This is a genomic window from Marinobacter persicus, from assembly GCF_002934325.1.
GTDB lineage: Bacteria > Pseudomonadota > Gammaproteobacteria > Pseudomonadales > Oleiphilaceae > Marinobacter > Marinobacter persicus_A.
Genome location: NZ_PTIV01000023.1, coordinates 26,146 through 48,545, shown reverse-complemented (window position 1 = coordinate 48,545; position 22,400 = coordinate 26,146). Strand labels below are relative to the sequence as shown.

At 60.0% G+C, this 22,400-nt stretch carries 20 protein-coding genes; 18 read left to right on the top strand and 2 right to left on the bottom strand.

From position 1 onward, the window contains the following. Positions 1-79: 79 nt before the first annotated feature. From lepA to pdxJ, 7 genes are read left to right on the top strand one after another with little or no spacing between them, the layout of a single operon-like run. Complete coding sequence (lepA, locus tag BY454_RS12130) at positions 80-1,900, top strand: translation elongation factor 4 (RefSeq protein ID WP_104416737.1); 1,821 nt, start codon at positions 80-82, stop codon at positions 1,898-1,900. Positions 1,901-1,915: 15 nt separating this feature from the next. Beyond that, entirely contained in the window at positions 1,916-2,713 is a 798-nt protein-coding gene (gene lepB, locus BY454_RS12125) for a signal peptidase I (RefSeq protein WP_104416736.1), read from the top strand. Positions 2,714-2,740: 27 nt separating this feature from the next. Beyond that, entirely contained in the window at positions 2,741-3,124 is a 384-nt protein-coding gene (locus BY454_RS12120; protein WP_104416735.1) for a DUF4845 domain-containing protein, read from the top strand. Next, positions 3,121-3,813 carry a ribonuclease III gene (gene rnc, locus BY454_RS12115; RefSeq protein ID WP_104416734.1) on the top strand — a complete coding sequence of 231 codons (693 nt, stop codon included), beginning with the start codon at positions 3,121-3,123 and terminating at the stop codon, positions 3,811-3,813. Before BY454_RS12120 ends, rnc begins: the two co-directional genes overlap by 4 nt. Then, on the top strand, positions 3,810-4,727 hold the full coding sequence (gene era, locus BY454_RS12110) for a GTPase Era (protein WP_104416733.1): 918 nt from the start codon (positions 3,810-3,812) through the stop codon (positions 4,725-4,727). Before rnc ends, era begins: the two co-directional genes overlap by 4 nt. A 7-nt stretch (positions 4,728-4,734) precedes the next feature. Further along, the gene (gene recO, locus BY454_RS12105; RefSeq protein ID WP_104416732.1) at positions 4,735-5,475 is read left to right on the top strand and encodes a DNA repair protein RecO; all 741 of its coding nucleotides are present in this window, start codon (positions 4,735-4,737) and stop codon (positions 5,473-5,475) included. Continuing rightward, positions 5,472-6,206 (top strand): pyridoxine 5'-phosphate synthase, encoded by a 735-nt coding sequence (gene pdxJ, locus BY454_RS12100; protein ID WP_104416731.1) that lies wholly within the window; start codon positions 5,472-5,474, stop codon positions 6,204-6,206. The genes recO and pdxJ overlap by 4 nt, the downstream gene beginning before the upstream one ends. Before the next feature lie 3 nt (positions 6,207-6,209). On the opposite strand, the gene BY454_RS12095 is transcribed toward pdxJ, so the two are convergent. Then, positions 6,210-9,089, bottom strand: a complete 2,880-nt coding sequence (locus tag BY454_RS12095) for an ATP-binding protein (protein ID WP_104416730.1) — start codon at positions 9,087-9,089, stop codon at positions 6,210-6,212. A gap of 170 nt (positions 9,090-9,259) precedes the next feature. Between BY454_RS12095 and cysM the strand changes: the two genes are divergently transcribed. The 5 genes from cysM to BY454_RS12070 all read left to right on the top strand — a co-directional run bounded on the left by cysM (position 9,260) and on the right by BY454_RS12070 (position 15,110). Then, positions 9,260-10,153, top strand: a complete 894-nt coding sequence (gene cysM / locus BY454_RS12090) for a cysteine synthase CysM (protein WP_104416729.1) — start codon at positions 9,260-9,262, stop codon at positions 10,151-10,153. A 23-nt stretch (positions 10,154-10,176) separates the two neighbouring features. Continuing rightward, complete coding sequence (rlmD, locus tag BY454_RS12085) at positions 10,177-11,529, top strand: 23S rRNA (uracil(1939)-C(5))-methyltransferase RlmD (RefSeq protein WP_104416728.1); 1,353 nt, start codon at positions 10,177-10,179, stop codon at positions 11,527-11,529. Positions 11,530-11,549: 20 nt separating this feature from the next. After that, positions 11,550-13,787, top strand: a complete 2,238-nt coding sequence (gene relA, locus BY454_RS12080) for a GTP diphosphokinase (RefSeq protein WP_104416727.1) — start codon at positions 11,550-11,552, stop codon at positions 13,785-13,787. Beyond that, on the top strand, positions 13,784-14,623 hold the full coding sequence (gene mazG, locus BY454_RS12075; RefSeq protein WP_104416726.1) for a nucleoside triphosphate pyrophosphohydrolase: 840 nt from the start codon (positions 13,784-13,786) through the stop codon (positions 14,621-14,623). The genes relA and mazG overlap by 4 nt, the downstream gene beginning before the upstream one ends. Positions 14,624-14,765: 142 nt before the next feature. Next, complete coding sequence (locus BY454_RS12070; protein ID WP_104416725.1) at positions 14,766-15,110, top strand: pilin assembly protein; 345 nt, start codon at positions 14,766-14,768, stop codon at positions 15,108-15,110. Positions 15,111-15,112: 2 nt separating this feature from the next. On the opposite strand, the gene BY454_RS12065 is transcribed toward BY454_RS12070, so the two are convergent. Continuing rightward, complete coding sequence (locus tag BY454_RS12065) at positions 15,113-15,343, bottom strand: hypothetical protein (RefSeq protein ID WP_104416724.1); 231 nt, start codon at positions 15,341-15,343, stop codon at positions 15,113-15,115. 102 nt (positions 15,344-15,445) lie between these two features. On the opposite strand from BY454_RS12065, the gene ppc reads away from it, so the two are divergent. The 6 genes from ppc (at position 15,446) to BY454_RS12035 (ending at position 22,393) form a co-directional block, all read left to right on the top strand. After that, positions 15,446-18,091, top strand: a complete 2,646-nt coding sequence (gene ppc / locus BY454_RS12060; protein ID WP_104416723.1) for a phosphoenolpyruvate carboxylase — start codon at positions 15,446-15,448, stop codon at positions 18,089-18,091. Positions 18,092-18,153: 62 nt separating this feature from the next. Further along, positions 18,154-19,524 (top strand): HDOD domain-containing protein, encoded by a 1,371-nt coding sequence (locus BY454_RS12055; RefSeq protein ID WP_104416722.1) that lies wholly within the window; start codon positions 18,154-18,156, stop codon positions 19,522-19,524. Between the two features lie 183 nt (positions 19,525-19,707). Beyond that, positions 19,708-20,361, top strand: coding sequence for an adenylate kinase (gene adk, locus BY454_RS12050; protein WP_104416721.1), 654 nt, complete (start codon positions 19,708-19,710; stop codon positions 20,359-20,361). 34 nt (positions 20,362-20,395) lie between these two features. Continuing rightward, the gene (gene tsaB, locus BY454_RS12045; protein ID WP_104416758.1) at positions 20,396-21,103 is read left to right on the top strand and encodes a tRNA (adenosine(37)-N6)-threonylcarbamoyltransferase complex dimerization subunit type 1 TsaB; all 708 of its coding nucleotides are present in this window, start codon (positions 20,396-20,398) and stop codon (positions 21,101-21,103) included. A gap of 79 nt (positions 21,104-21,182) precedes the next feature. Further along, positions 21,183-21,566 carry a UDP pyrophosphate phosphatase gene (locus tag BY454_RS12040; protein ID WP_104416720.1) on the top strand — a complete coding sequence of 128 codons (384 nt, stop codon included), beginning with the start codon at positions 21,183-21,185 and terminating at the stop codon, positions 21,564-21,566. Beyond that, positions 21,566-22,393, top strand: a complete 828-nt coding sequence (locus tag BY454_RS12035) for a class I SAM-dependent methyltransferase (RefSeq protein WP_104416719.1) — start codon at positions 21,566-21,568, stop codon at positions 22,391-22,393. The genes BY454_RS12040 and BY454_RS12035 overlap by 1 nt, the downstream gene beginning before the upstream one ends. Positions 22,394-22,400 lie beyond the last annotated feature (7 nt).

Below are 22,400 nucleotides of genomic sequence, written 5' to 3'. Positions count from 1 at the left end.
CTGCCGTTTTTTTAACTTCCACACCGGGTCATTTTACGATCGTCACACCCGAGTGTTTACACCAGTTGGATTTTGATGAATGTCTGAAGCCGAAAAAGATAACGACATCAATCGTATACGAAATTTCTCCATCATCGCGCATATCGACCACGGCAAATCTACCCTGGCCGACCGCTTTATCCAGATCTGCGGCGGGCTGACCGATCGTGAAATGGCCGAGCAGGTGCTCGACTCCATGGACCTTGAGCGGGAGCGGGGCATTACTATCAAGGCCCAGAGCGTGACGCTCGATTACAAGGCCCGTGACGGTCAAATCTATAAGTTGAACTTTATCGACACGCCAGGCCACGTCGATTTTTCCTATGAGGTATCCCGGTCACTGTATGCCTGTGAAGGTGCGCTGCTCGTTGTGGACGCGGGTCAGGGCGTGGAAGCGCAGTCGGTAGCCAACTGTTACACCGCCATCGAACAGGGCCTGGAAGTGGTGCCGGTCCTGAACAAGATGGACCTGCCCCAGGCCGAGCCGGACCGGGTCTCCGAAGAGATTGAGGACGTGATCGGCATCGAGGCCACCGACGCCGTACGATGCAGCGCCAAAAGCGGCATGGGCGTGGAAGACGTCCTGGAAGACCTGATTCGCCGGATTCCACCCCCCAAAGGCGATCGGAAGGCACCGCTGCAGGCGTTGATCATTGATTCCTGGTTCGACAACTACCTGGGCGTGGTCTCGCTGGTGCGTATCACCGAAGGCACCCTGCGCAAGGGCGACAAGATCGTGATTAAGTCCACCGGCAAGGCGTGGAACGCCGACAAGGTGGGTATTTTCAATCCGAAACCGAAAGACACCAACATTCTCGAAGCCGGTGACGTGGGCTTTGTAGTGGCCGGTATCAAGGATATCCACGGTGCTCCGGTGGGCGACACCATCGTGCACCAGAAGTACGCCGAGGAAACGCCGATGCTGCCAGGCTTCAAGAAGGTGAGGCCGCAGGTCTATGCCGGTTTGTTCCCGGTCAGCTCGGATGACTACGACGACTTCCGGGATGCCCTGGAAAAGCTCACCCTCAACGATGCCTCCCTGTTCTTCGAGCCGGAAAATTCCGACGCCCTGGGCTTTGGCTTCCGCTGTGGTTTCCTGGGCATGCTGCACATGGAAATCATCCAGGAGCGGCTTGAGCGCGAATACGGCATTGACCTGATCACCACGGCGCCGACCGTTATCTATGAGGTGGTGACCACCCAGGGTGAGACTCTGTCGGTGGACAACCCCTCACGCCTGCCGGATATTGGCTCCATTGAAGAAATGCGTGAGCCAATTGTTGAAGCCAGCATCCTCGTGCCCCAGGAGCATCTGGGTAACGTGATCGCCCTGTGTGAAGAAAAGCGCGGGGTACAGAAGAACATGCACTTCATGTCCAACCAGGTGCAGGTGACCTATGAGTTGCCCATGGCGGAAGTGGTGCTGGATTTCTTCGATCGCATCAAGTCGGCGAGCCGGGGCTTTGCTTCCCTGGACTACCAGTTTGTGCGTTTCCAGACCGCCAAGCTGGTTCGTCTGGACGTGCTGATCAACGGTGACCGCGTGGATGCTCTGGCGCTGATTGTGCACAAGGACCAGGCACACTACAAAGGCCGTCAGCTCATCGACAAGATGAAAGAGTTGATCCCCCGCCAGATGTTTGATATTGCCATCCAGGCGGCCATTGGCAACCAGGTGGTGGCTCGGGTAACCGTCAAGGCGCTTCGCAAGAACGTAACCGCAAAATGTTACGGCGGCGATGTCAGCCGGAAGAAAAAACTGCTCCAGAAGCAGAAGGAAGGTAAAAAGCGCATGAAGCAACTGGGTAATGTTGAAGTGCCCCAGGAAGCGTTTCTTGCCGTATTGAAAGTGGATAACTAAATCGAAGGCGCTTGAATGGATATCAATTTTCCGCTGGTACTGGTGGTTCTGACCTTTGCCACCGGCGTGATCTGGTTGGCTGACAAGCTGTTTCTGAGAAAACGCCGGCTGGCTTCGGCTGGCCTGGAAACGGTAGAAGCGGCCGGAGCCCAGGAAGAGCAGGAAGAGCCCAAGGAGCCCTGGCTGGTGGATGTCAGCCGGTCTTTTTTTCCGGTGCTGGTCATCGTGCTGGTACTGCGCTCCTTCCTGGTTGAGCCGTTCCAGATTCCATCAGGTTCGATGCTGCCCACCCTTGAGGTGGGTGATTTCATTCTGGTGAACAAGTACGCCTATGGCTTGAGACTGCCGGTGGCGGGCACCAAAATCCTGGAGGTCGGCGATCCGGAAAGGGGTGATGTCATGGTGTTCCGTTTTCCCGAAGATGGAGAAACCAACTTCATCAAGCGGGTGATTGGGTTGCCGGGTGACCATATCCGTTACCGGAACAAGCAGCTATTTATTAACGGTGAACCCGTGCCCCGGGAATTCGTGGCCCGGTTGCCGCCGCTGGAGCGTTGGCGCGAACAGCTTGGCGATGTGGAACACGACATCTATCTGAGCATGGGGCGTTTGAACAGTGCCGGCGAAGGTGAATGGGTGGTTCCAGAAGGGAATTACTTCGTCATGGGCGATAACCGTGATAATAGTAACGACAGCCGGTTCTGGGGCACCGTGCCCGACGAGATGGTTGTGGGCAAGGCCTTTGCCATCTGGATGCACTGGCAATCGCTGACCAGTCTGCCATCTTTTGAACGGGTAGGCAGCATTGAGTGATTCAGCACTTTAAGGAGCGAAGCGGTCATGAAAACTGATCATCCCGTTGGTACCCGGCAACAGGGCGGGGCCCTGGCCAATGTGATTGTGGCGCTGTTTTTTGGTGCCTTATTGACTGTGGCGATCAAGATTGGCCCGGTCTATATCGATGACCTTACCATCCAGGAAGCCCTGGAAAGCCTGGAAGGGACCGAAGGGCTGTCGAGCATGGGGCCGGCGGAGGTGCGCCGCCTGATCAACAAACGGCTAAGCGTGAACAACGTCAGTGGCTTCGATGCCAAGAACATTTCCGTGGAAAAAAATGGCGAATTTGTAGTGATCTCGGTCGACTACGAAGTACGCAACAATCTTTTTGGCAATGTGGACAGTATCGTTCACTTCCAGCATGAATATGAGTTGAAGGGCCAGTGAATTCACAACCAAACCTTGACGAACTTCAGCGCCGCATCGGCTACCAGTTCAAACAGCCTGAACGACTGCTGCTGGCGCTGACCCATCGCAGTTTTGGTAATCAGAACAACGAGCGCCTGGAATTTCTGGGCGATTCCATCGTTAACATGGTGATTGCCGAGCATCTGTATCAGCATTTCGAGAAAGCCCGGGAGGGCCAGCTCAGCCGCTTGCGGGCGCGCATGGTCAAAGGCGTGACGCTGGCGGAGATCGGACGCGAGTTCGAACTGGGCAAGTATCTGCGCCTGGGCTCGGGCGAGCTCAAGAGCGGGGGCTTCCGCCGGGAATCCATTCTCGCCGATGCCATTGAGTCGATCATCGGCGCGATCTACCTGGACAGCGATTTCTACACCTGCCGTGAGCAGGTGCTGCGCTGGTTTGAGCATCGTCTGGCGCGGCTGGATATCCAGGATACCCAGAAAGACCCCAAGACCCGCCTGCAGGAATACCTCCAGTCCCGACAGTTCCCCCTGCCCAACTACGAAGTGATTTCCGTGGACGGTGAGGCCCACAACCAGACGTTCCACGTTTCCTGTGCCTTGCCCTCGCTCGATCGGAAAACCACCGGCACCGGCAGCAGCCGTCGCGTGGCGGAGCAGCAGGCAGCACGCAATGCGCTCAAGCAGTTGGGCGTGGAGACGGAATCATGAATGACATTACTCGCCCGGAAAACCCGGACAGTCGCTGTGGCTTCGTGGCCATTGTCGGCCGCCCGAACGTGGGTAAATCCACATTGCTCAACCACATTCTGGGCCAGAAACTCAGTATTACGTCTCGCAAGCCCCAGACTACCCGCCATCAGGTACTCGGTATCAAGACCGAAGGGCCGGTGCAGGCCATCTACGTGGATACCCCGGGTATGCACGAGGATGAGCCCCGGGCACTGAACCGCGCGATGAACAAGGCGGCCTCCTCGGCACTGATTGATGTGGACGTGGTGGTCTTTGTGGTGGACCAGTTGAACTGGACCAGTGCCGATGAAATGGTGCTCGAGAAGCTGAAGCGGTTGAGCTGCCCGGTCATCCTGGCGGTGAACAAGGTGGATCGCCTGGAAAACCGGGAGCTGCTGTTGCCGCATCTCGATATGCTGTCGAAAAAGCGGGAGTTTGCCGAGATTATCCCGCTATCAGCCCTGAAAGAGACCAACCTGGAGCCGTTGGAGCAGGCAGTGGGCCGTTTCCTGCCGGAAAGCGTGCACTTCTATCCGGATGACCAGATCACCGACCGCAGCCAGCGCTTCATGGCGGCGGAAATGGTGCGCGAGAAAATCACCCGTCAGTTGGGCGCTGAGCTGCCGTACTCGGTGGCGGTGGAAATTGAAGAATTCAAACAACAGGGCGCCACGCTCCACATATCGGCCCTAATCCTGGTGGAGCGCGAGGGCCAGAAGAAAATCCTGATTGGCGACAAGGGCGAACGCATGCGCCGGATTGGCCAGGAAGCCCGTGCCGATATGGAGCGTATGTTTGATTGCAAGGTCATGCTCCGCCTGTGGGTGAAGGTCAAGCGGGGCTGGGCCGACAGCGACCGGGCGCTGAAAAGCCTGGGTATGAACGATTCCTGAGGCCGCCATGAACGGTGCGGTGCAGCAGGAGCCCGCTTATGTGATCCATCGGCGCCCCTGGCGGGAATCCTCATTGCTGGTGGATCTGTTTACCCTCAATCATGGCCGCATCAGCCTGATTGCGCGCGGGGCCAGTGGGCCCCGCAGTCCGTTGAAAGCCCAGCTGCAGCCCTTCCAGCCCCTGCTGGTGGACTGGCGCGGCCGCAGCGACCTGAAAACACTGATACAGCTGGAAGTCAGGCAGGCAGCGGCCCTGCATCAGACCCGGGCTCTGTACAGTGGCCTCTACCTCAATGAATTGCTGCAGCGGGTCCTGCCCGTTGCCGACTCCCACCCAATGCTTTTCGCCAGTTATATTGACAGCCTTCAGGCATTGTCGGCGCTGCCTGCCGAGGGTGATGTGGAACCTGTTTTGCGCACCTTTGAGCGGGCCTTTGCCAGCGCCCTGGGGTATGACTTTGCCTGGGATTACGCGACCGATGTGGAGCAGGCAGTGCAGGAGCAGGGCGACTATGGTTATGATCCGGCCCAGGGTATTGTCAGTGCCGGTAACCCGGAAGCCTGTTTACGATCGATCCCCGGCAGCACCCTGCAGGCGTTGGCGGCCGGGGACCTGAGCAGCGATCAGCCCCGCCGAACCGCAAAGCGCGTGATGCGGGTTCTGATCGATTATTTATTGCAGGGCAAGCCCCTGCACAGCCGTACCCTTTTCAATGGCACGGTTTCATCATCAGGGAGAAAACCATGAGTTCCAGAGTGCTGTTAGGCGTCAATATTGATCACGTGGCCACCCTGCGCCAGGCGCGTGGCACCCGTTATCCGGACCCCGTGCAGGCGGCGATGGTGGCCGAAGAGGCAGGAGCTGATGGCATCACCATTCATCCCCGGGAGGATCGCCGACACATTCAGGACCGGGATGTCCTGCTGTTGAGGGACACCCTGCAAACCAAGATGAACCTGGAGATGGCGGTCACCGATGCCATGCTGGCGTTTGCCGAAAGGGTGGAGCCGGAGTGTGTGTGTCTGGTGCCGGAGAAACGCGAAGAGTTGACCACCGAAGGCGGCCTCGATGTGGATGGCCAGGAAGAGCGGGTGGCTCGCGCCTGTGACCGGTTGGCCAAAATCGGGGCCGAGGTTTCGCTGTTCATTGATCCGGACCCGGTGCAGATTGACGCGGCAGTGCGCTGCGGGGCGCCGGTGGTTGAGCTGCATACCGGCGAATACGCCGAGGCCCGGGACTCCGTGGCCCTGGAGGCTTCCTTCCAGGTTCTGGAGAACGCGGTTGCCTACGCCCGTAAGCGGGGTCTGATCGTGAACGCGGGCCATGGGCTGCATTACCACAACACCGAAAGAGTGGCGGCGATTCCGGGCATTAACGAATTGAACATTGGTCACGCGATTATTGCCCGGGCGGTCTTTACGGGCCTTAAAGAGGCGGTCAGGGATATGCGGGCCATTCTGGATCGCGCCCGGGCCTGAAAGTCAGTTTTGTGATGTCTCCGACTGTTGCTGTTCGGCCCTGAACATGGCCTGCCAGTCGGTCTGATCACTCCAGGCCCGCAGCCGTTCTATGGCGGCAATCAGATGTTCCTTGTGCTCGGCCATGGCCTGGCTCTGGCATTTGAGGGCGGTTTCGAACTGGTGGGTGGCCTCTCTCAGCTCCGGCACACCGCAATAGCGGGTGGCGCCGTGTAACTTGTGAACACACTCCAGCAGGTTGTCCAGCTCGTCGTTTTCCCAGAGCTGTTCAACCTGTCGCTGGTCATCGTGCAGCTGTTCCAACAGCATGCTGAACAGCTCTTCGGCCAGATCGGCCTTGCCGGCAGCCAATCGAATGCTTTCCTCGATACTGACGCACCCGTGCTGACGGTGGCGGCTGGACGGTCGCGGTGGGTTGCGGGTATCCCGAACTTCGGTGATGGATTGGTGACCGGGGCTGGCAGCCACCTCGTATCCGGTATGCTCGCGAACCAGCTCCCTTAGCTGTCGGCTGCTGATTGGCTTTGGCATATAGCCATCGAATCCTTGCTTGCGCAACTTCGCCTGCTCGTCCGCCATGGCGTGTGCAGTCAGGGCGATGATGCAGGTGTGATGGCCATCCTGGTCCAGCTCGCGGATACGGGCGGTGGCTTCCACGCCGTCCATGCCCGGCATTTGCAGGTCCATCAGGACCAGGTCAAAGGGGGCTTCCCGGGCCAGGTTCAGCGCCTCGAAACCGTTGGCAGCGCCCCACGCCTGTAGTCCCAGCTCCCGCAAAAGTGTGACCACCAGTTTGAGATTGGCTGCGTTATCGTCAACCGCCATGATGCGGGGGCCGGGGTGCTTTTTCTCCGGAGCCGGCAGTGACATGGCCTTGTTGCCGGTGGTTGATTCCTGGGAATAGATGCCGTGAATCAGCAGCAGAAGCTCGTGGTAAAAAGTGTCCCGCCTGACGGGCTTGGTCAGGTGGCTGCTGGCAATGCCGGAGAAGGGCGTATCCTGGGTGTCCAGCGTGGGTGTCAGCAGCATGGTCCGGCAGTCGTGGTCCACCTCCAGGCTGTGGAGCAGTCCGCGATACTGGTTTGAGCGCAACAGGTGGCGGGTAATACCAACCATCGCCAGGGCATAGCCACGGTTGTTCTGTTGGGCGTCTTCCACCTGTTCCAGCAACGCCGTGGGTGTGTCCACCCGATCCACGGTAACGCCCCAGGCCCGAAGCAGGTGTTCGATGGCCAGGCCGGTAGTGGCCTGATGTTCAAGATAGATCACCCGCTCGCCCTTGAGGGCGTCCCTTGGCGCGGGATCTTTGGCCAGAGTGGACAGTTCCGGGTTGAGGGTGAACCAGAACGTGGAACCTTTGCCCAGTTCGCTGTCCAGGCCGATGGCGCCTCCCATTTCCTCCACCAGGCGTTTGGAAATGGCCAGTCCCAGGCCGGTGCCGCCGTACTGCCTTGCCGTGGACGGGTCGGCCTGGCTGAAGGCATTGAATAGGGCATGTTGCTGAGCCCGGGAGAGGCCGACACCGGTGTCGGTCACACTCAGACGCAGGGTGACGCGGTGATTGTCGGGATCTTCCTCTTCAAGGCTTGCGCGCAACACCACTTCACCGGTCTGGGTGAACTTGATGGCGTTGTTGATCAGGTTGGTGATCACCTGTTTCACCCGCAGTGGGTCACCCATGATGTTGTCGGGCACATCCTCGTAAACCAGGGCGACCAGGTCCAGGCTCTTGCTGTGGGCTTCGGGAGCCAGCATCACCATCACTTCCTCGATAATGTCCCGCAGTTGGAAGGGAATGCGGTCCAGGATCAGCTTGCCGGCTTCGATTTTGGAGAAGTCGAGGATGTCGTTGATGATGGTCAGCAGGATTTCCGAGGATTTGCGAATGGTGTTCAGGTGATCACGCTGCTGACGCGGCATGGGACTTTTCAACAGCAATTCGGTGAAGCCGATAATGCCGTTGAGGGGTGTGCGGATTTCGTGGGACATGTTGGCCAGGAATTCCGACTTGATGCGGCTGGCGTCCAGCGCTTCCTTGCGAGCCAGGTCCAGTTCAATATTCTGGATCTCGATGGTTTCCAGAGTCTGGCGCAGGTCTCCGGTGGCCTGGTCAATGTTCTGCTGCATTTCCGCCTGGGCCTGACTGAGCTCCGAGGCCATTTCGTTCAGGCCTGATTCCAGCTGTTCGAATTCCGGACCGGCACCGGTGTATACCCGGGTGTCGAGCTTGCCTTCCTTCAGCCGGGCCACGGCCCCGTTGAGCTGAAAAATCGGGTCGGTGAACGCTTTGCTCAGGCGCATCGAAATGGCCATGCTCAGCAGCACGCCGGCGAGGATCAGTAGCAGGGAAATCAACAGCGCCTTGTAGGTCTCTTTTTCGGTGCGGACATGGGACATTTCGATGGCGGCCCAGCCCAGCGGCGCCTCCAGGTCGGCGGCGGTCTCCCGGGCACCGGGGTCAAACATGGAATCAACCATCAGTTCCTGAAGATGAACCGGGGTGATAAACAGGGTGCTGTCTTCCCGTGTAGCGTGAACGAGACTGTCTGGTCGAAGGGTGATATCGCCGAGTGGTGCGCTACGACCGGGGCCGGTATGCAGCAAGCGTTCGCCGTCACGGTCCAGGAAGGTGATCGAGCGGACGTCCTGTTCTTCAAGCAGGGCGTTGGAGAGATTGGTCAGCAGGCTTCGGTTGGCGGTAAACAGGCCATACTCGGAGCCGGCCGCAAGCTGACGTGACAGTGACTCGCCGCGGTCTCTCAGCAGGTTCTCAATGTTGTTGACCCAGCTATAGGTGAAGAACAGCCCAAGTAGCAAGGTGGTCAGCAACGTCGGGACCAGTGTCACCACCAGTACCTTCTTGCGAATGCCCCAATGTCGCATAGACTTTCCTGTCACCCATCCCTTGCACCTGTGAGCCAGTAATCGGACAGGCCCACTTTCTTCAATCTGAAGTTATAGCCGCCGGTCATGGTATTAGCGACAAGCTGTATTGGGACAATGCGGCTATAACGAGTATGATTCGTTGCCAAAGTGTACCACAGGGTCTGACCATGAGTTTTCCCACCATTGAAGATTATGTCGGGCACACGCCCCTGGTCCGGTTGCAGCGTCTGCCGGGCGACACCTCCAATGTCATCCTGGCGAAACTGGAGGGTAATAATCCGGCCGGTTCGGTGAAGGATCGCCCTGCCATGGGCATGATCCAGGAAGCCGAGCGCCGTGGTGAAATCCAGCCCGGCGACACCCTGATTGAGGCCACCTCCGGCAACACCGGTATCGCGCTGGCGATGGCGGCCGCCATCAAGGGCTACCGGATGAAGCTGATCATGCCGGCGAATATGAGTGAGGAGCGCCGGGCCTCCATGCGTGCCTATGGCGCCGAGCTGATCAGTGTCAGCAAGGAGCAGGGCATGGAAGGCGCCCGGGATCTGGCGCTGAAAATGCAGACTGAAGGGCAGGGCAAGGTGCTGGATCAGTTCGGCAATCCGGACAACCCGCTGTCCCACTACCGCACCACGGGCCCGGAAATCTGGGAGCAGACCGAGGGAAAGGTTACTCACTTTGTCAGCTCCATGGGCACCACCGGTACTATTATGGGTGTATCGAAGTACCTGAAGGAGCGCAACCCGGACATCCGGATCATCGGCCTGCAGCCGGAAGATGGCGCAGCCATTCCGGGCATTCGCCGCTGGCCGCCGGAGTACCTGCCGAAGATTTTTGACGCCAGCCGGGTGGATCAGGTGCTGGACATTGGCCAGCAGGAAGCGGAAGACACTATGCGGGCACTGGCCGCGCAGGAAGGTATCTTCTGCGGTGTTTCCTCCGGCGGTTCCATTGCCGCTGCCCTGAAACTCTCCCGCGAGGTTGAGAATGCGGTCATCGTCGCCATTATCTGTGACCGGGGTGACCGATACCTTTCCACCGGCGTTTTCAACCACGCCTGAGCACAACCGACAAGAGAACGACTATGAGCAAGCGTCGCCGCAAGGCCCCCCTGCCCAAGGAGCCCGTGCGCTGTGAAATCGAGACCCTGAGCCACGATGGCCGGGGTATCGCCCGTGCCGATGGCAAAACCCAGTTCGTGGATGGCGCGCTGCCGGGCGAGACCGTCATGGCCAAAATGGTCGGTTCCCGCAGCCGGTTTGATGAATTGCGCACGCTGGAGGTTCTGGAATCAGCGCCGGAACGCCGGCAGCCACCCTGCGAGTTTGCCGACCTGTGCGGTGGCTGCAGCCTCCAGCACATGAGCCCGGATGCTCAGATTCAATTCAAGGAAAACACGCTGCGCGAGCATTTTGCCCATTTCGGGGGCATTGAGCCGGAGCAGTGGGTTGAACCCATGCGTTCACCGGATTCTTTGGGCTACCGTCGCAAGGCGCGCCTGGGTGTGCGTTATGTGAAAGCCCGTGAATCGGTATTGGTGGGCTTCCGGGAGAAGCGGAACAGCTTTTTGACCGACATCGACCAGTGCCTGGTGCTTGATCCCCGCATTGGTGAGCGTATTGAGCCGCTGCGGGCCCTGCTGCACGACATGCAGGCCTACAACCGCATCCCCCAGGTGGAAGTGGCCTGTGGCTACGATGCCGCCGCCATGGTGTTCCGCAACATGGACGATCTGGTGCCGGAGGATTACGAGAAACTGATCCGTTTTGGCCAGGAGCATGAACTGCACATCTACCTGCAGCCCAAGGGGCCGGACACCGTGCACCGGATCTGGCCGGAATCGCCGGGTCGGGATCAGGAACGCCTCAGCTACCGCATGGACGAGTTTGATCTGACCATGCAGTTCCATCCCATGGATTTCACCCAGGTGAACGCCGGCATTAACCAGGATATGGTGCATCGCGCGGTGGAATGGCTGGATGTGCAGCCGGGTGAGCGGGTGCTGGATCTGTTCTGCGGCCTGGGCAACTTCACCCTGCCGCTGGCCCGCAAGGGCGGCCAGGTGGTCGGCGTGGAAGGCGACGACGCCATGGTGGTCCGGGGCCGGGAAAACGCCCGCCTGAACAACCTGGACAACGTTGAGTTTTTCGGCGCGGACCTGCACGGGGATTTCACCGGCCAGGGCTGGGCAAAGGAAGGCTTCGACAAGATCCTGATTGATCCACCCCGCTCCGGCGCCGAGGAGATCTGCAAATACCTGACGGCCTTTGGCGCCAACCGGATTGTCTATGTCTCGTGCAACCCGGCCACCCTGGCAAGGGACGCGGGCGTCATGGTCCGTAACGGTTACCGCCTGGTTCGCGCGGGCGTGATGGACATGTTCCCCCACACCACGCACGTTGAATCCATCGCGCTGTTTGAGCGGGATACCAACTGATCATCTGATAAGTTTCTGTCATGGTTAAAGTAAGGGAAGATTACGCCACAAGCGGCGACGGCAAGGTGAACATCGACCAGTGGGTTGAACACATTGCCACCCAGACCCATTTGGACAACCCGGAACAACTGCGGCAGGCCTGCGAAGTGGCGGCCGAGATTGATCGGGAAGCCTTCCGGGAAGACCGGCTCTGGGCGCCCGGCGCCAGCAGCTTTGTCACCGGCCTGGAAATGGCCCAGGTGCTGGCGGAGCTGCGCATGGACCAGGCCAGCCTGGTGGCAGCCGTGCTTTATCGCACCGTACGGGAAGAGCGCGTGCCGCTGGAGTCCATCCGCAAGCAGTTTGGCGACGAAGTGGCCGGGCTGATCAACGGTGTCCAGCAGATGGCGGCAATATCCTCCGTCCATCATCCGCTGAAGGGCAACGTGCTGGGCCAGAGTGAAGGCCAGTTGGACAATGTCCGCAAGATGCTGGTGAACATGGTGGACGATGTTCGCGTGGCCCTGATCAAGCTGGCAGAGCGGACATCGGCCATCCGGGCGGTGAAAGATGCCCCGGAGGAAAAGCGCATGCGCGTGGCCCGGGAAGTCTTCGATATCTATGCACCGCTGGCGCATCGGTTGGGCATTGGTCACATCAAGTGGGAGCTGGAAGATCTTTCCTTCCGTTACCTGCATGAGACTGCCTACAAGAAGATCGCCAAGCTGCTGGACGAGAAGCGCCTGGACCGTGACCGATACATTACCCGGGTGATCAACACCCTGCAGACTGAGCTGGCCGCCTCCGGCATTAAGGCCGAGCTCAATGGCCGGGCCAAGCACATCTACAGCATCTGGCGCAAAATGCGCCGCAAAGGCATCGACTTCTCCCAGGTCTACGACGTGCGCGCCGTGCGCGTGCTGGTGCCGGAAGTGAAGGACTGCTATGCGGCCCTGGGTATTGTGCACACCCTGTGGCGGCACATTCCCAACGAATTCGATGACTACATCGCCAACCCCAAGGAGAACGGTTACCAGTCCCTGCACACGGCGGTAATCGGTCCCGAGGGCAAGGTGATGGAAGTGCAGATCCGTACCCATGAAATGCACGAAGAGGCGGAGCTGGGCGTCTGTGCCCACTGGCTCTACAAGGGCACGGATACCAAGAACAAGTCCACCGGCTACGACGCCAAGATCAACTGGCTGCGCCAGGTTCTGGAATGGCAGGAAGAGCTGGGCGACCTTTCCGGCCTGGCCGACCACCTGAAAAGCGATGTCACCTCCGACCGGGTCTACGTCTTCACCCCGGAGGGCCATGTGGTGGACATGCCCCAGGGTGCCACACCGGTGGATTTTGCCTACCGGGTGCATACCGAGATTGGGCATGCCTGTCGGGGTGCCCGGGTGAACAGCCGCATTGTGCCGCTGACCTACCCGCTGAAAACCGGCGACCAGGTGTTCATCCTTACATCCAACAACGAGGCGCCGAGCCGGGACTGGCTGAACCCCAGCCTGGGCTATATCCAGACCTCACGAGCCCGGGCCAAGGTCACGCACTGGTTCAAGCAGCAGGATCGGGATCGCAACATCCTCGACGGCCGCGCCATTCTCGAGGACGAATTCAAGCGCCTGTCGTTGTACGACGTGGATTTGTTCGAGTTGGCGAAGAAGGTCAACTACCACTCCACGGATGATATGTTCGCGGCGGTGGGTGCGGGCGACCTGCGCCCGACCCACGTGGCCAACGTAGCCCAGCAGTTGCTGGTTCCGAAATCCGAACAGCTGGATCTCAAGATCAGTGCGCCCCGGAAAACGGCCTACGACACCGAGTCGGACATCCAGATTCAGGGCGTGGGCAAGCTCAAGACCCAGGTGGCCAAGTGCTGCAAGCCTCTGCCCGGTGATCCTATCGGTGGTTACATTACCGTGGGGCGGGGCGTAACCGTCCATCGCCAGGATTGCCTCACCTTCCTGAACCTGTGTGAATTCGAGCCCAACCGCATCATCGAGGTGAACTGGGGTGGCACGCCGGCGGCTGTGTACCCCGTGGATATCGACATTGAGGCCTACGACCGGTCTGGTCTGTTGCGGGACATCACCCAGTTGCTGTCGTCCTCGCGCAGCGACGTGTTGTCACTCAATACCCTCACCAACAAGGACGAGAACACGGCCCACATCCGCATCACCGTGGAAATCTCGAGCCTGGAGCAACTGGCCCGGCTGCTGGCGCAGATTCGCAACCTGCCGAACATCATCGACGTGAGGCGAAAACGCGGATGAGTTATTCCATTGACGATCTCAAGTACCTGATGGCCCGCCTGCGGGAGCCGGAAACCGGTTGCCCGTGGGACACCAAACAGACCTTCAAGACCATCGTACCCCACACCATCGAAGAGGCCTACGAGGTGGCCGACGCCATCGAGCAGGAGGACTACCCGCACCTCAAGGACGAGCTGGGTGATCTGCTGTTCCAGGTGATCTTCTACGCCCAGATGGGTCGTGAGCAGGAGCATTTTGATTTCGATGCCGTGGTGGACCATCTTGTGCGCAAACTGGTGCGCCGCCACCCTCACGTGTTCCCTGAGGGAACGCTGGAAAGTCGGGTGGACCCGGACAACCGGCCGGACGAAGCCTGGATCAAGGAAAGCTGGGAGCGCATCAAGGCCGAAGAGCGCGCCGAAAAGGCCGAAACAGACGAGCCCGAAAGCCGGCTGGATGGCATTGCCCGTACCCTGCCAGCCATGGCTCGCGCCGACAAACTGCAGCGCCGGGCGGCCCGGCACGGCTTTGACTGGCCGAACGTCGAGCCGGTGTTCGACAAGCTGCACGAGGAAATCGACGAACTCAAGGAAGCCTGGCAGGCCGCCGAGGCCGGTACTGGTGAGCCGGATGCGGTGGAAGACGAGCTGGGCGATCTGCTGTTTGTCTGCGTGAACCTGGCCCGGTTCATGAAAGTCGCCCCCGAGCAGGCGCTGAACCGCACCAATCACAAGTTCGAGGCCCGCTTCCGGGCCATTGAAAAGGTGCTGGCCGAGCAGGGTCGGGATATGGATGAGGAATCACTGGCGGCCCTGGATGAAATCTGGCAGTCCGTCAAGGGTGTGGAAAAGCAATAAGCAGCGCTCGCAACGTCTTGATCATAAGTAGAATTCTTTACCGTTAGGGGTCACGTCATCACGGTTCTTGGGCTACACTCTGGTTACAGACACGTGAATGTGTTTAATGCGTGATTGAATCCGATGTAGAGGTGAATGCCATATGAAAATCCAGCAACTGGTCGAGCACTGGGATGAACACGGTCGTGGTCGGCTGACTCGCGAGCCGACGTTTGTGTCCCTGTCGGAAGAACACCACGAACTGGTTCAGAAGCTGGTAGAGATGTACCCCATGAAGTCGCCTCAGGATCTGATGCGCGATCTGATTACCGCAGCGCTGGATGACCTGGAGACCGGCCTGCCATACAAGCAGGGTGACAAGGTGGTTGCCTATGATGAGGATGGTTTCGAGATTTACGAGGATGCGGGCCTGACGCCCCAGCTCGTCGCCCTCAGCAAGAAACACATGGAACGGCTGAAGGCGCGGCAGATGGAGTCGGTTGCCTGATATCAGTTCGTGTTCTTTAGCCTTTCTTTCAGTGGTCCCTGGCTGACCAGATCGTCCAGGGCCGCTGCCACCATGTCATTCAGAATGTCACTTTCCGTACGGTCGGGGTAGAGCTCGGCCAGAGCCGCAATCCGTGCCGCATCCTCCAGGGGTACCCGAAGGTTGTATTCGTGCGGACGTTCCACGTCTTGTTTTTCTTTTTCCCATTGCTGGGGGAGATCGGTTACTTTCATAGAGAGTCCTCGGCTGGGATGATGAATCGTCAATAGACTTTCGCTGTTGACTCTTAGTATCGTAAGTTTAATTCGCTCCCGTCAATCCAGAAGGAACCTATTGTGACTGAACTGCATCCGGATCTGCGAGACAATGTGCGTATGCTGGGCGAGCTGCTGGGCCACAGCATCCTGCGGTTCCCCGGGCAGCAATGTTACGACCGGATCGAAGAGATCCGGGCTGCCGCGAAAGCTGACCGCAAACAGGAAAGCGGCTCCGGTCAGCGCCTGGTCACGCTGCTGCGTCAACTGGATGACGACGAGCTTTTGCCCGTCACGCGGGCTTTCAACCAGTTTCTCAACCTGGCCAACCTGGCCGAGCAGTACCACGGCATCCGCCGTAAGCAGGGGCACCCGTCCGACCTGGTGGTGGAATCGCTCAGTGAGGTCTTCGACCGACTGCAGAGTGGCGGCGTGGACGCTGACGAGCTGCATCGCCGGGTGGCCGATCTGCGCATCGAATTTGTGCTTACCGCCCATCCCACCGAAGTGGCCCGACGCACGCTGATCCTGAAATACGATGATATGTCTGAGTGCCTGGCACAGCTGGACCATGAAGATCTGCTGCCGGCGGAGCGTGATGAAATCGTCGAGCGCTTGGCGCGGCTGATTACCGAGGCCTGGCACACAGACGAGATCCGGCAGCAGCGGCCCACCGCCGTGGATGAGGCCAAGTGGGGTTTCGCGGTTATCGAAAACAGCCTCTGGCATGCGCTGCCACACTTTCTCCGTAATCTCGACGCCTCGCTGGAAGGGGCTACGGGTAAGGGCCTGCCCCTGCAGGCATCGCCCATCCGTATCGCTTCCTGGATGGGCGGTGACCGGGACGGCAACCCCAATGTGACTCACGAAGTCAGCCGCGAAGTTTTCATGGTGGGGCGCTATCGGGCTGCGGACCTGTACCTGAGCGATCTCAGGGCGCTTCGCAACGAACTCTCCATGTGGCAGGCCAGTGATGAACTCAAGGCCGTGGTCGATGGTGCTCCCGAACCCTACCGGGTGGTTCTTGATGAGCTGCGGGTGCGCATGCGCCGGACCCGTGAATGGGCCTTCGCCCGTGCCCACGGAAGAGTGGCGGATGACGAAGGTATTCTGTTTAAAAAAGAAGATCTTACCGCCCCGCTGGAGCTTTGTTACCGCTCGCTGGTGGATTGCGGGCTCAAGACCATCGCCGACGGGCCCCTGCTGGACATGATCCGCCGGGCCCACACCTTTGGTCTGTCGCTGATTCGGCTGGACATCCGTCAGGAGGCCGACCGCCACACCGAAGCGGTGGCTGAAATGGTTGATTACCTGGGCCTGGGGGATTACCAATCCTGGCCCGAGGAAGAGCGCCAGGCGTTCCTGCTCCGGGAGCTGGAAGGGCGCCGGCCGCTGGTGCCCCGCCATTGGGAACCTTCCGAATCCGTCCGGGAAGTCCTGGCAACCTGCGAAGTGGTTGCCCAGCAAACCCCGGAAGCCCTGGGCTCCTACGTGATTTCCATGGCCAGCCAACCCTCGGATGTGCTCAGTGTTATCCTGCTGTTGCGGGAAGCGGGCATGACCTTCCCCATGCGCGTGGTGCCGCTGTTTGAAACCCTGGACGATCTGCGGGGCGCCCCGAAGAGCATGGAAGCCCTGTTCGAGGTGGACTGGTACCGACACTACTGCGACGGACGCCAGGAAGTGATGATCGGCTACTCCGACTCCTCCAAGGACGCCGGCCAGCTGATGGCGGCCTGGGCCCAGTATCGGGCCCAGGAACAGCTCACCGAACTGGCCGGCAAGTACGGCGTGCACCTGACCCTGTTCCACGGCCGGGGTGGCACCGTGGGTCGCGGTGGTGGCCCGGCCAACCGGGCGATTCTGTCCCAGCCGCCGGGCTCCGTGAACGGCAGTTTCCGCATCACCGAGCAGGGTGAGATGATCCGCTTCAAGTTTGGCCTGCCGAGGCTGGCGGTCCAGAGCCTGACCCTCTACACCACGGCGGTGGTGGAAGCCACGCTGGCACCACCACCCGCGCCCAAGGACAGCTGGCGCGAGATGATGGACTGGCTGACCGAGAAGTCCTTGAAATCCTACCGGGATGTGGTGCGCGAACATCCGGATTTTGTCCCATACTTCCGCCAGGTCACCCCGGAAACGGCACTCGGTAAACTGGCCCTGGGCAGTCGCCCGGCGCGTCGTAAGCCCACCGGTGGTGTGGAAAGCCTGCGGGCCATTCCCTGGATTTTCGCCTGGACCCAGATGCGCATGATGCTGCCGGCCTGGCTGGGCAGTGACGAAGCGCTCGAAGCCGCCGCCCGAGAGGATCGTCTGCCCGAATTGCGAGAAATGATGGCTGGTTGGCCGTTTTTCCGGACATATGTCGATATGCTGGAGATGGTTTTGGCCAAATCGGACCTTCGCATTGCCAGCTATTACGAGCAGGTACTGGTGGATGATGAGAAGCTGCGGGTGTTGGGGGCCAGTCTGCGCGAGCGTCTGCGTAACTGCATTGCCCGGTTGCTGGAGCTCAAGGAACAGCAGACCCTGCTGGAAGCCGAGCCGGTCTTCGCCCAGTCCATGAAAGTACGTAACCCTTACACCGATCCGTTGCATTACCTGCAGGCGGAATTGCTGCGCCGGGATCGCGAAGGGGAAGGCAAGGGCGAGGTGCCCGATGTGGTTGAACGTGCCCTGAAAGTGACCATGGCGGGCATCGCCGCTGGCATGCGCAACACCGGTTAACCTGCAGACACTATGGGCCGGCGCGGGAAAGCGCCGGCTTATCATAAACAGGAGCTTTTACCTTGGCATTGTCGGAACGACTGTCCAATTACCTGGCCCGCAAGGCCATTCCCTACCGCCAGATCAACATCCAGCCAGCCGAAAACCTCGATGCTGCCGTGATTGCCTCGGGCAGATCCCAGAGTGAGTTTGTCCGGGCCAGTCTGCTGATCGACCTTAATGGCGTGGTGATGGCGGTTCATCGTTTTGACAGTGCACTCGATCCCGACGCCGTCAGCCGTTTCACCGAACGACGCCTCCAGCCGTTGACCGCCCGCCAAACCTCGCACCTGTTTGCCGATTGTCAGCCAGGTTTTGTACCTCCCCTGGGCGCCCCGTGGGATCTGCCAGTGATCCTGGATGAGGACGTGGCCTCGGCGGAACAGGTGATCTTTACCGGAGGCAGCGATGACACACTGGTCAGTATGGACGGCCGTTCCCTGCGCCTGGCGCTGGCCGGAGCCCGCAGTGGGCATATCGTGATCCGGGGGCAGGGCAGCGAGAAAGCCGCCGGCCTGACCCTTGAGGAAGTCGCCGACAGGCTGCAGAAGCTCTACCGGTTGCCGCCAATGCCGGCGCTGGCGCTGCGTATTCTGCGTCTGACGGCTGATAACAATGCCACTGCCCGGCAACTGGCCGAGCTGATTGAATTCGACCCCAGCCTGACCGCCCAGATCCTGCGTTACGCCCGATCCGCCCTGTTTAACTATCCGGGCAAGATCCACTCGGTGCAGGAGGCGGTCACTCGCGTGCTCGGGTTCGATCGGGTGGCCCACATTGCCCTCGGGATTGCCTCGGTACGTGCCTTCGATGTGCCCCGGGATGGCGCCCTGGGAATGGACAACTTCTGGCGCCATTCACTGTACTGCGCGTTTCTGACCCAGGGGCTGGCCGAGGCGAGCGGTCGGGACAAAGGCCTGGGCTACCTGTGTGGCCTGCTGCACAACTTTGGGCTGCTGTTGGTGGGCCACCTGTTCCCCGCCGAGTTTGACGAGCTTAACGCCCTGCGGGAGACCAATCCGGACGCCAGCATGCACGCGTTGGAGCAGGAAGTGTTTGGCCACAGCGCGGAGCCGGACATCCTGGCGGTCGGGCATGGCGCCATTGGCGGCATCCTGCATCGCTTGTGGCAGTTGCCCGAGCCGGTGATCAAGGCAGCCGGCATGCACCAACATCCGGGCTATCGGGGCGATCATGAGGATTACGTCTGGCTGGTCCAGTTGGCGAACGCCCTGCTCAAGGAACAGGGCGTGGGTGATGAATTTAATCCGGACGACACCGCTGGGTTATCAGCCGCTTTGGGGCTGTCGCCGGCCGCAGTAGAGCGGGTTCAGCAGGATGTGGCGCGGGTTGCCTCGGACCTGGATGTTCTGGCATCCTCCCTCGCCCGGTAGAGTAGATCAGCCAATGTTTCGAGCCCGGGCTTTCTCTGTGGGCTACGACTTCGGTATAATCCTCACCCGTTTTTGGTTCGGTGCGCCAATGGTCATTGCCGGCAGCAAAAAAGCTGCCGCCAACGTATCGGTCTTTGTCGTAGCTTTTCCAAAGATATACAAGACAATGGGAGCACAAGGTATATGCGAATTATCATGTTAGGTGCGCCGGGCGCCGGTAAGGGTACACAGGCTCAGTTTATTACCGAGCGTTTCTCCATTCCCCAGATTTCTACCGGTGACATGCTGCGTGCCGCAATCAAGGCTGGCTCCGAGCTGGGTGAGAAGGTCAAGGAAGTCATGGCCAGCGGTGGTCTTGTTTCCGACGACATCATCATTGCCCTGATTGAAGAGCGCATTCAGCAGCCGGACTGCAAGAACGGGTTCCTGTTGGACGGTTTCCCCCGCACCATTCCCCAGGCGGAAGCCCTGAAAGATCAGGGTATCGACATTGATTATGTGGTTGAGATCGCCGTCGATGACGAGGAAATCGTCAGCCGCCTGTCCGGTCGTCGCGTACACGAGGGCAGTGGTCGTATCTATCACGTGAAATACGATCCCCCCAAGGAAGACAACAAGGACGACCAGACCGGCGAGCCGCTGGTTCAGCGTGAAGACGACAAGGAAGAGACGGTTCGCAAGCGCCTGCAGGTTTACCATGATCAGACCGCGCCGCTGGTGGATTTCTACCAGCAGTGGGCCGACAAGGCACCGTCCGAGGCGCCTGAATACGTTCGGGTTGAAGGCGTTGGCAGCATGGACAGCATCCGGGACGAAATTCTGTCCAAACTCAAGTAAACCTCGTTGAGGAAGCCCCGGAGGCATGGATTCTGTGAAGTTATTGGCACTGGACACGTCTTCGGAAGGCTGCTCGGCCGCGTTGTGGCTTGATGGCCAGATCACCGAGCGGTTTGAAGTGGCACCGCGCGGTCATACCCGCCTTTTGATGCCCATGGTCCGCGAACTGCTTGCGGAGCAGGGGCTTTCCCCCTCGGATCTTGACGCCCTGGCGTTTGCCCGTGGCCCAGGCTCGTTTACCGGCTTGCGTATCGCCACCGGCGTGATCCAGGGTATGGCCTGGGGACTCGACCTGCCCGTGGTGCCGGTGTCCTCTCTGGCGGCTGTGGCGCTCAATGCCATTGAGCAGCAATCACTGGGTGAGGGCGACGGTATTGCGGTGGCCTTTGATGCGCGCATGGGGGAAGTCTACTGGGGTACCTTTGTGTGCCGTGATGGCCTGCCTGAAGCACTTGGCAATGAGCGGGTGTGCCCGCCCGAGGCTGTGGCTCTGCCTGAGTCAGGGGCCGGCGTGTCCGGACACTGGTTCGGCGCTGGCCAGGGCTGGAAATACCGGGACGCCATGCCCCAGGCTGTGACGGAGCATATCAGCGGCATGGACGACTCCTTGGTGCCCCGGGCTGCCCAGGTCGCTCGCCTGGCTGAACGGGGATTCCATAATGGCGAGGCGGTCAGCGCCGACCAGGCCCAGCCGGTCTATGTCCGGGACGAAGTGACCTGGAAGAAGCTGCCCGGGCGGTAGTAAAACTCCCTCACTTTCCATCCTGCCCGGATTCTTCCATAATGCTTTTGATGACTCATTATCGTTACGGTGATCGCCCATGATCGGCGGTATCAATTCGGCCAATTATCCCCAGGTCCAGTCGGGCAACAACACGCCTGCTCGTGAGCGTGGGGAGAACGCACGTGCGTCTGCCGCATCGCCGATGGCCGATGCGGTGGAATCCGCACGCCGGGATCTGGGTGCACCGGCCCAAAGCCGCGACGGCGCTCCTCAGGGCCAGAACGCCAGCGAATCCCAGGAGTTCCTGCCCCGCCGGGTTGAGGCTCGTCGGGCCGCAGAAGATGCTCGCCTGGAAATCTTCCGCGCGGACGATGTGTCGCCTTCGGCCGCCCGCGCCCTGTCGACTTTTGCCGGTGTGGCTGCCGCTGGCCAGGAATACGAGAATGGCTCAGTGCTGACCGGCATTGATATCATGGTCTGATGCCGGATTCCCTTTCCTCTCCCTTGTCTCCCGAATTGATCAACATCCTTGCCGTGGGCTGCACGCCCCTTGGTGATCAGAACGCCGGTCAGGCGCTTGCCCGTGACCTGGGCTTAACCTGGCTGGGGTCGGTGCTCCCGAAAAAAGTCCGCGAATTTGAGCTGCTACTGCTTTTCGACGAACAGGGTCTGGCCCTGCAGGTCACCGGCAAGGGCGCACCTGGGCCGGTGCGGGCAGAATTTGTGACCGGCAAGATGGGGTATCGGCGCGAACATGGCGGCGGAGCCGGGCAACTGGTGGCCAAGGCCGTGGGGTTGCAGAAAACCCAGGCGCCATTGCATGTGCTGGATGCCACTGCCGGTCTGGGTCAGGATGCCTTTGTCCTGGCGGGGCTGGGGTGTCGTGTCACCCTCTTGGAACGCAACCCGGTAATCCATGCCCTGCTGGCCGATGGCCTGGCCCGGGCGGCCCTGAACCCGGATTGCGCTCCGATTGTGGCGAGGATGGAGCTGAAACCCGGCAGTTCCATTGAGTGGTTACAGCAAGCCGGGCCGGACGTCGCCGATGTAATTTACCTGGACCCCATGTTTCCCCACCGGGACAAGTCCGCCCTGGTGAAAAAAGAAATGCAGGTGTTCCGACGTGTGGTGGGTGACGACGACGATTCCAGTGAGTTGCTGGCGGCCGCGTTGGCCAGTGCCCGTTACCGGGTGGTGGTGAAGCGCCCACGCAAGGCGCCTGCCGTGGAGGGCCCGGAACCGGCCACCCGCATCGAAGGCAAAAGCAGCCGCTACGACATCTACGCCCTCAAGGCCCTGCCAGGCTAGACCCGTC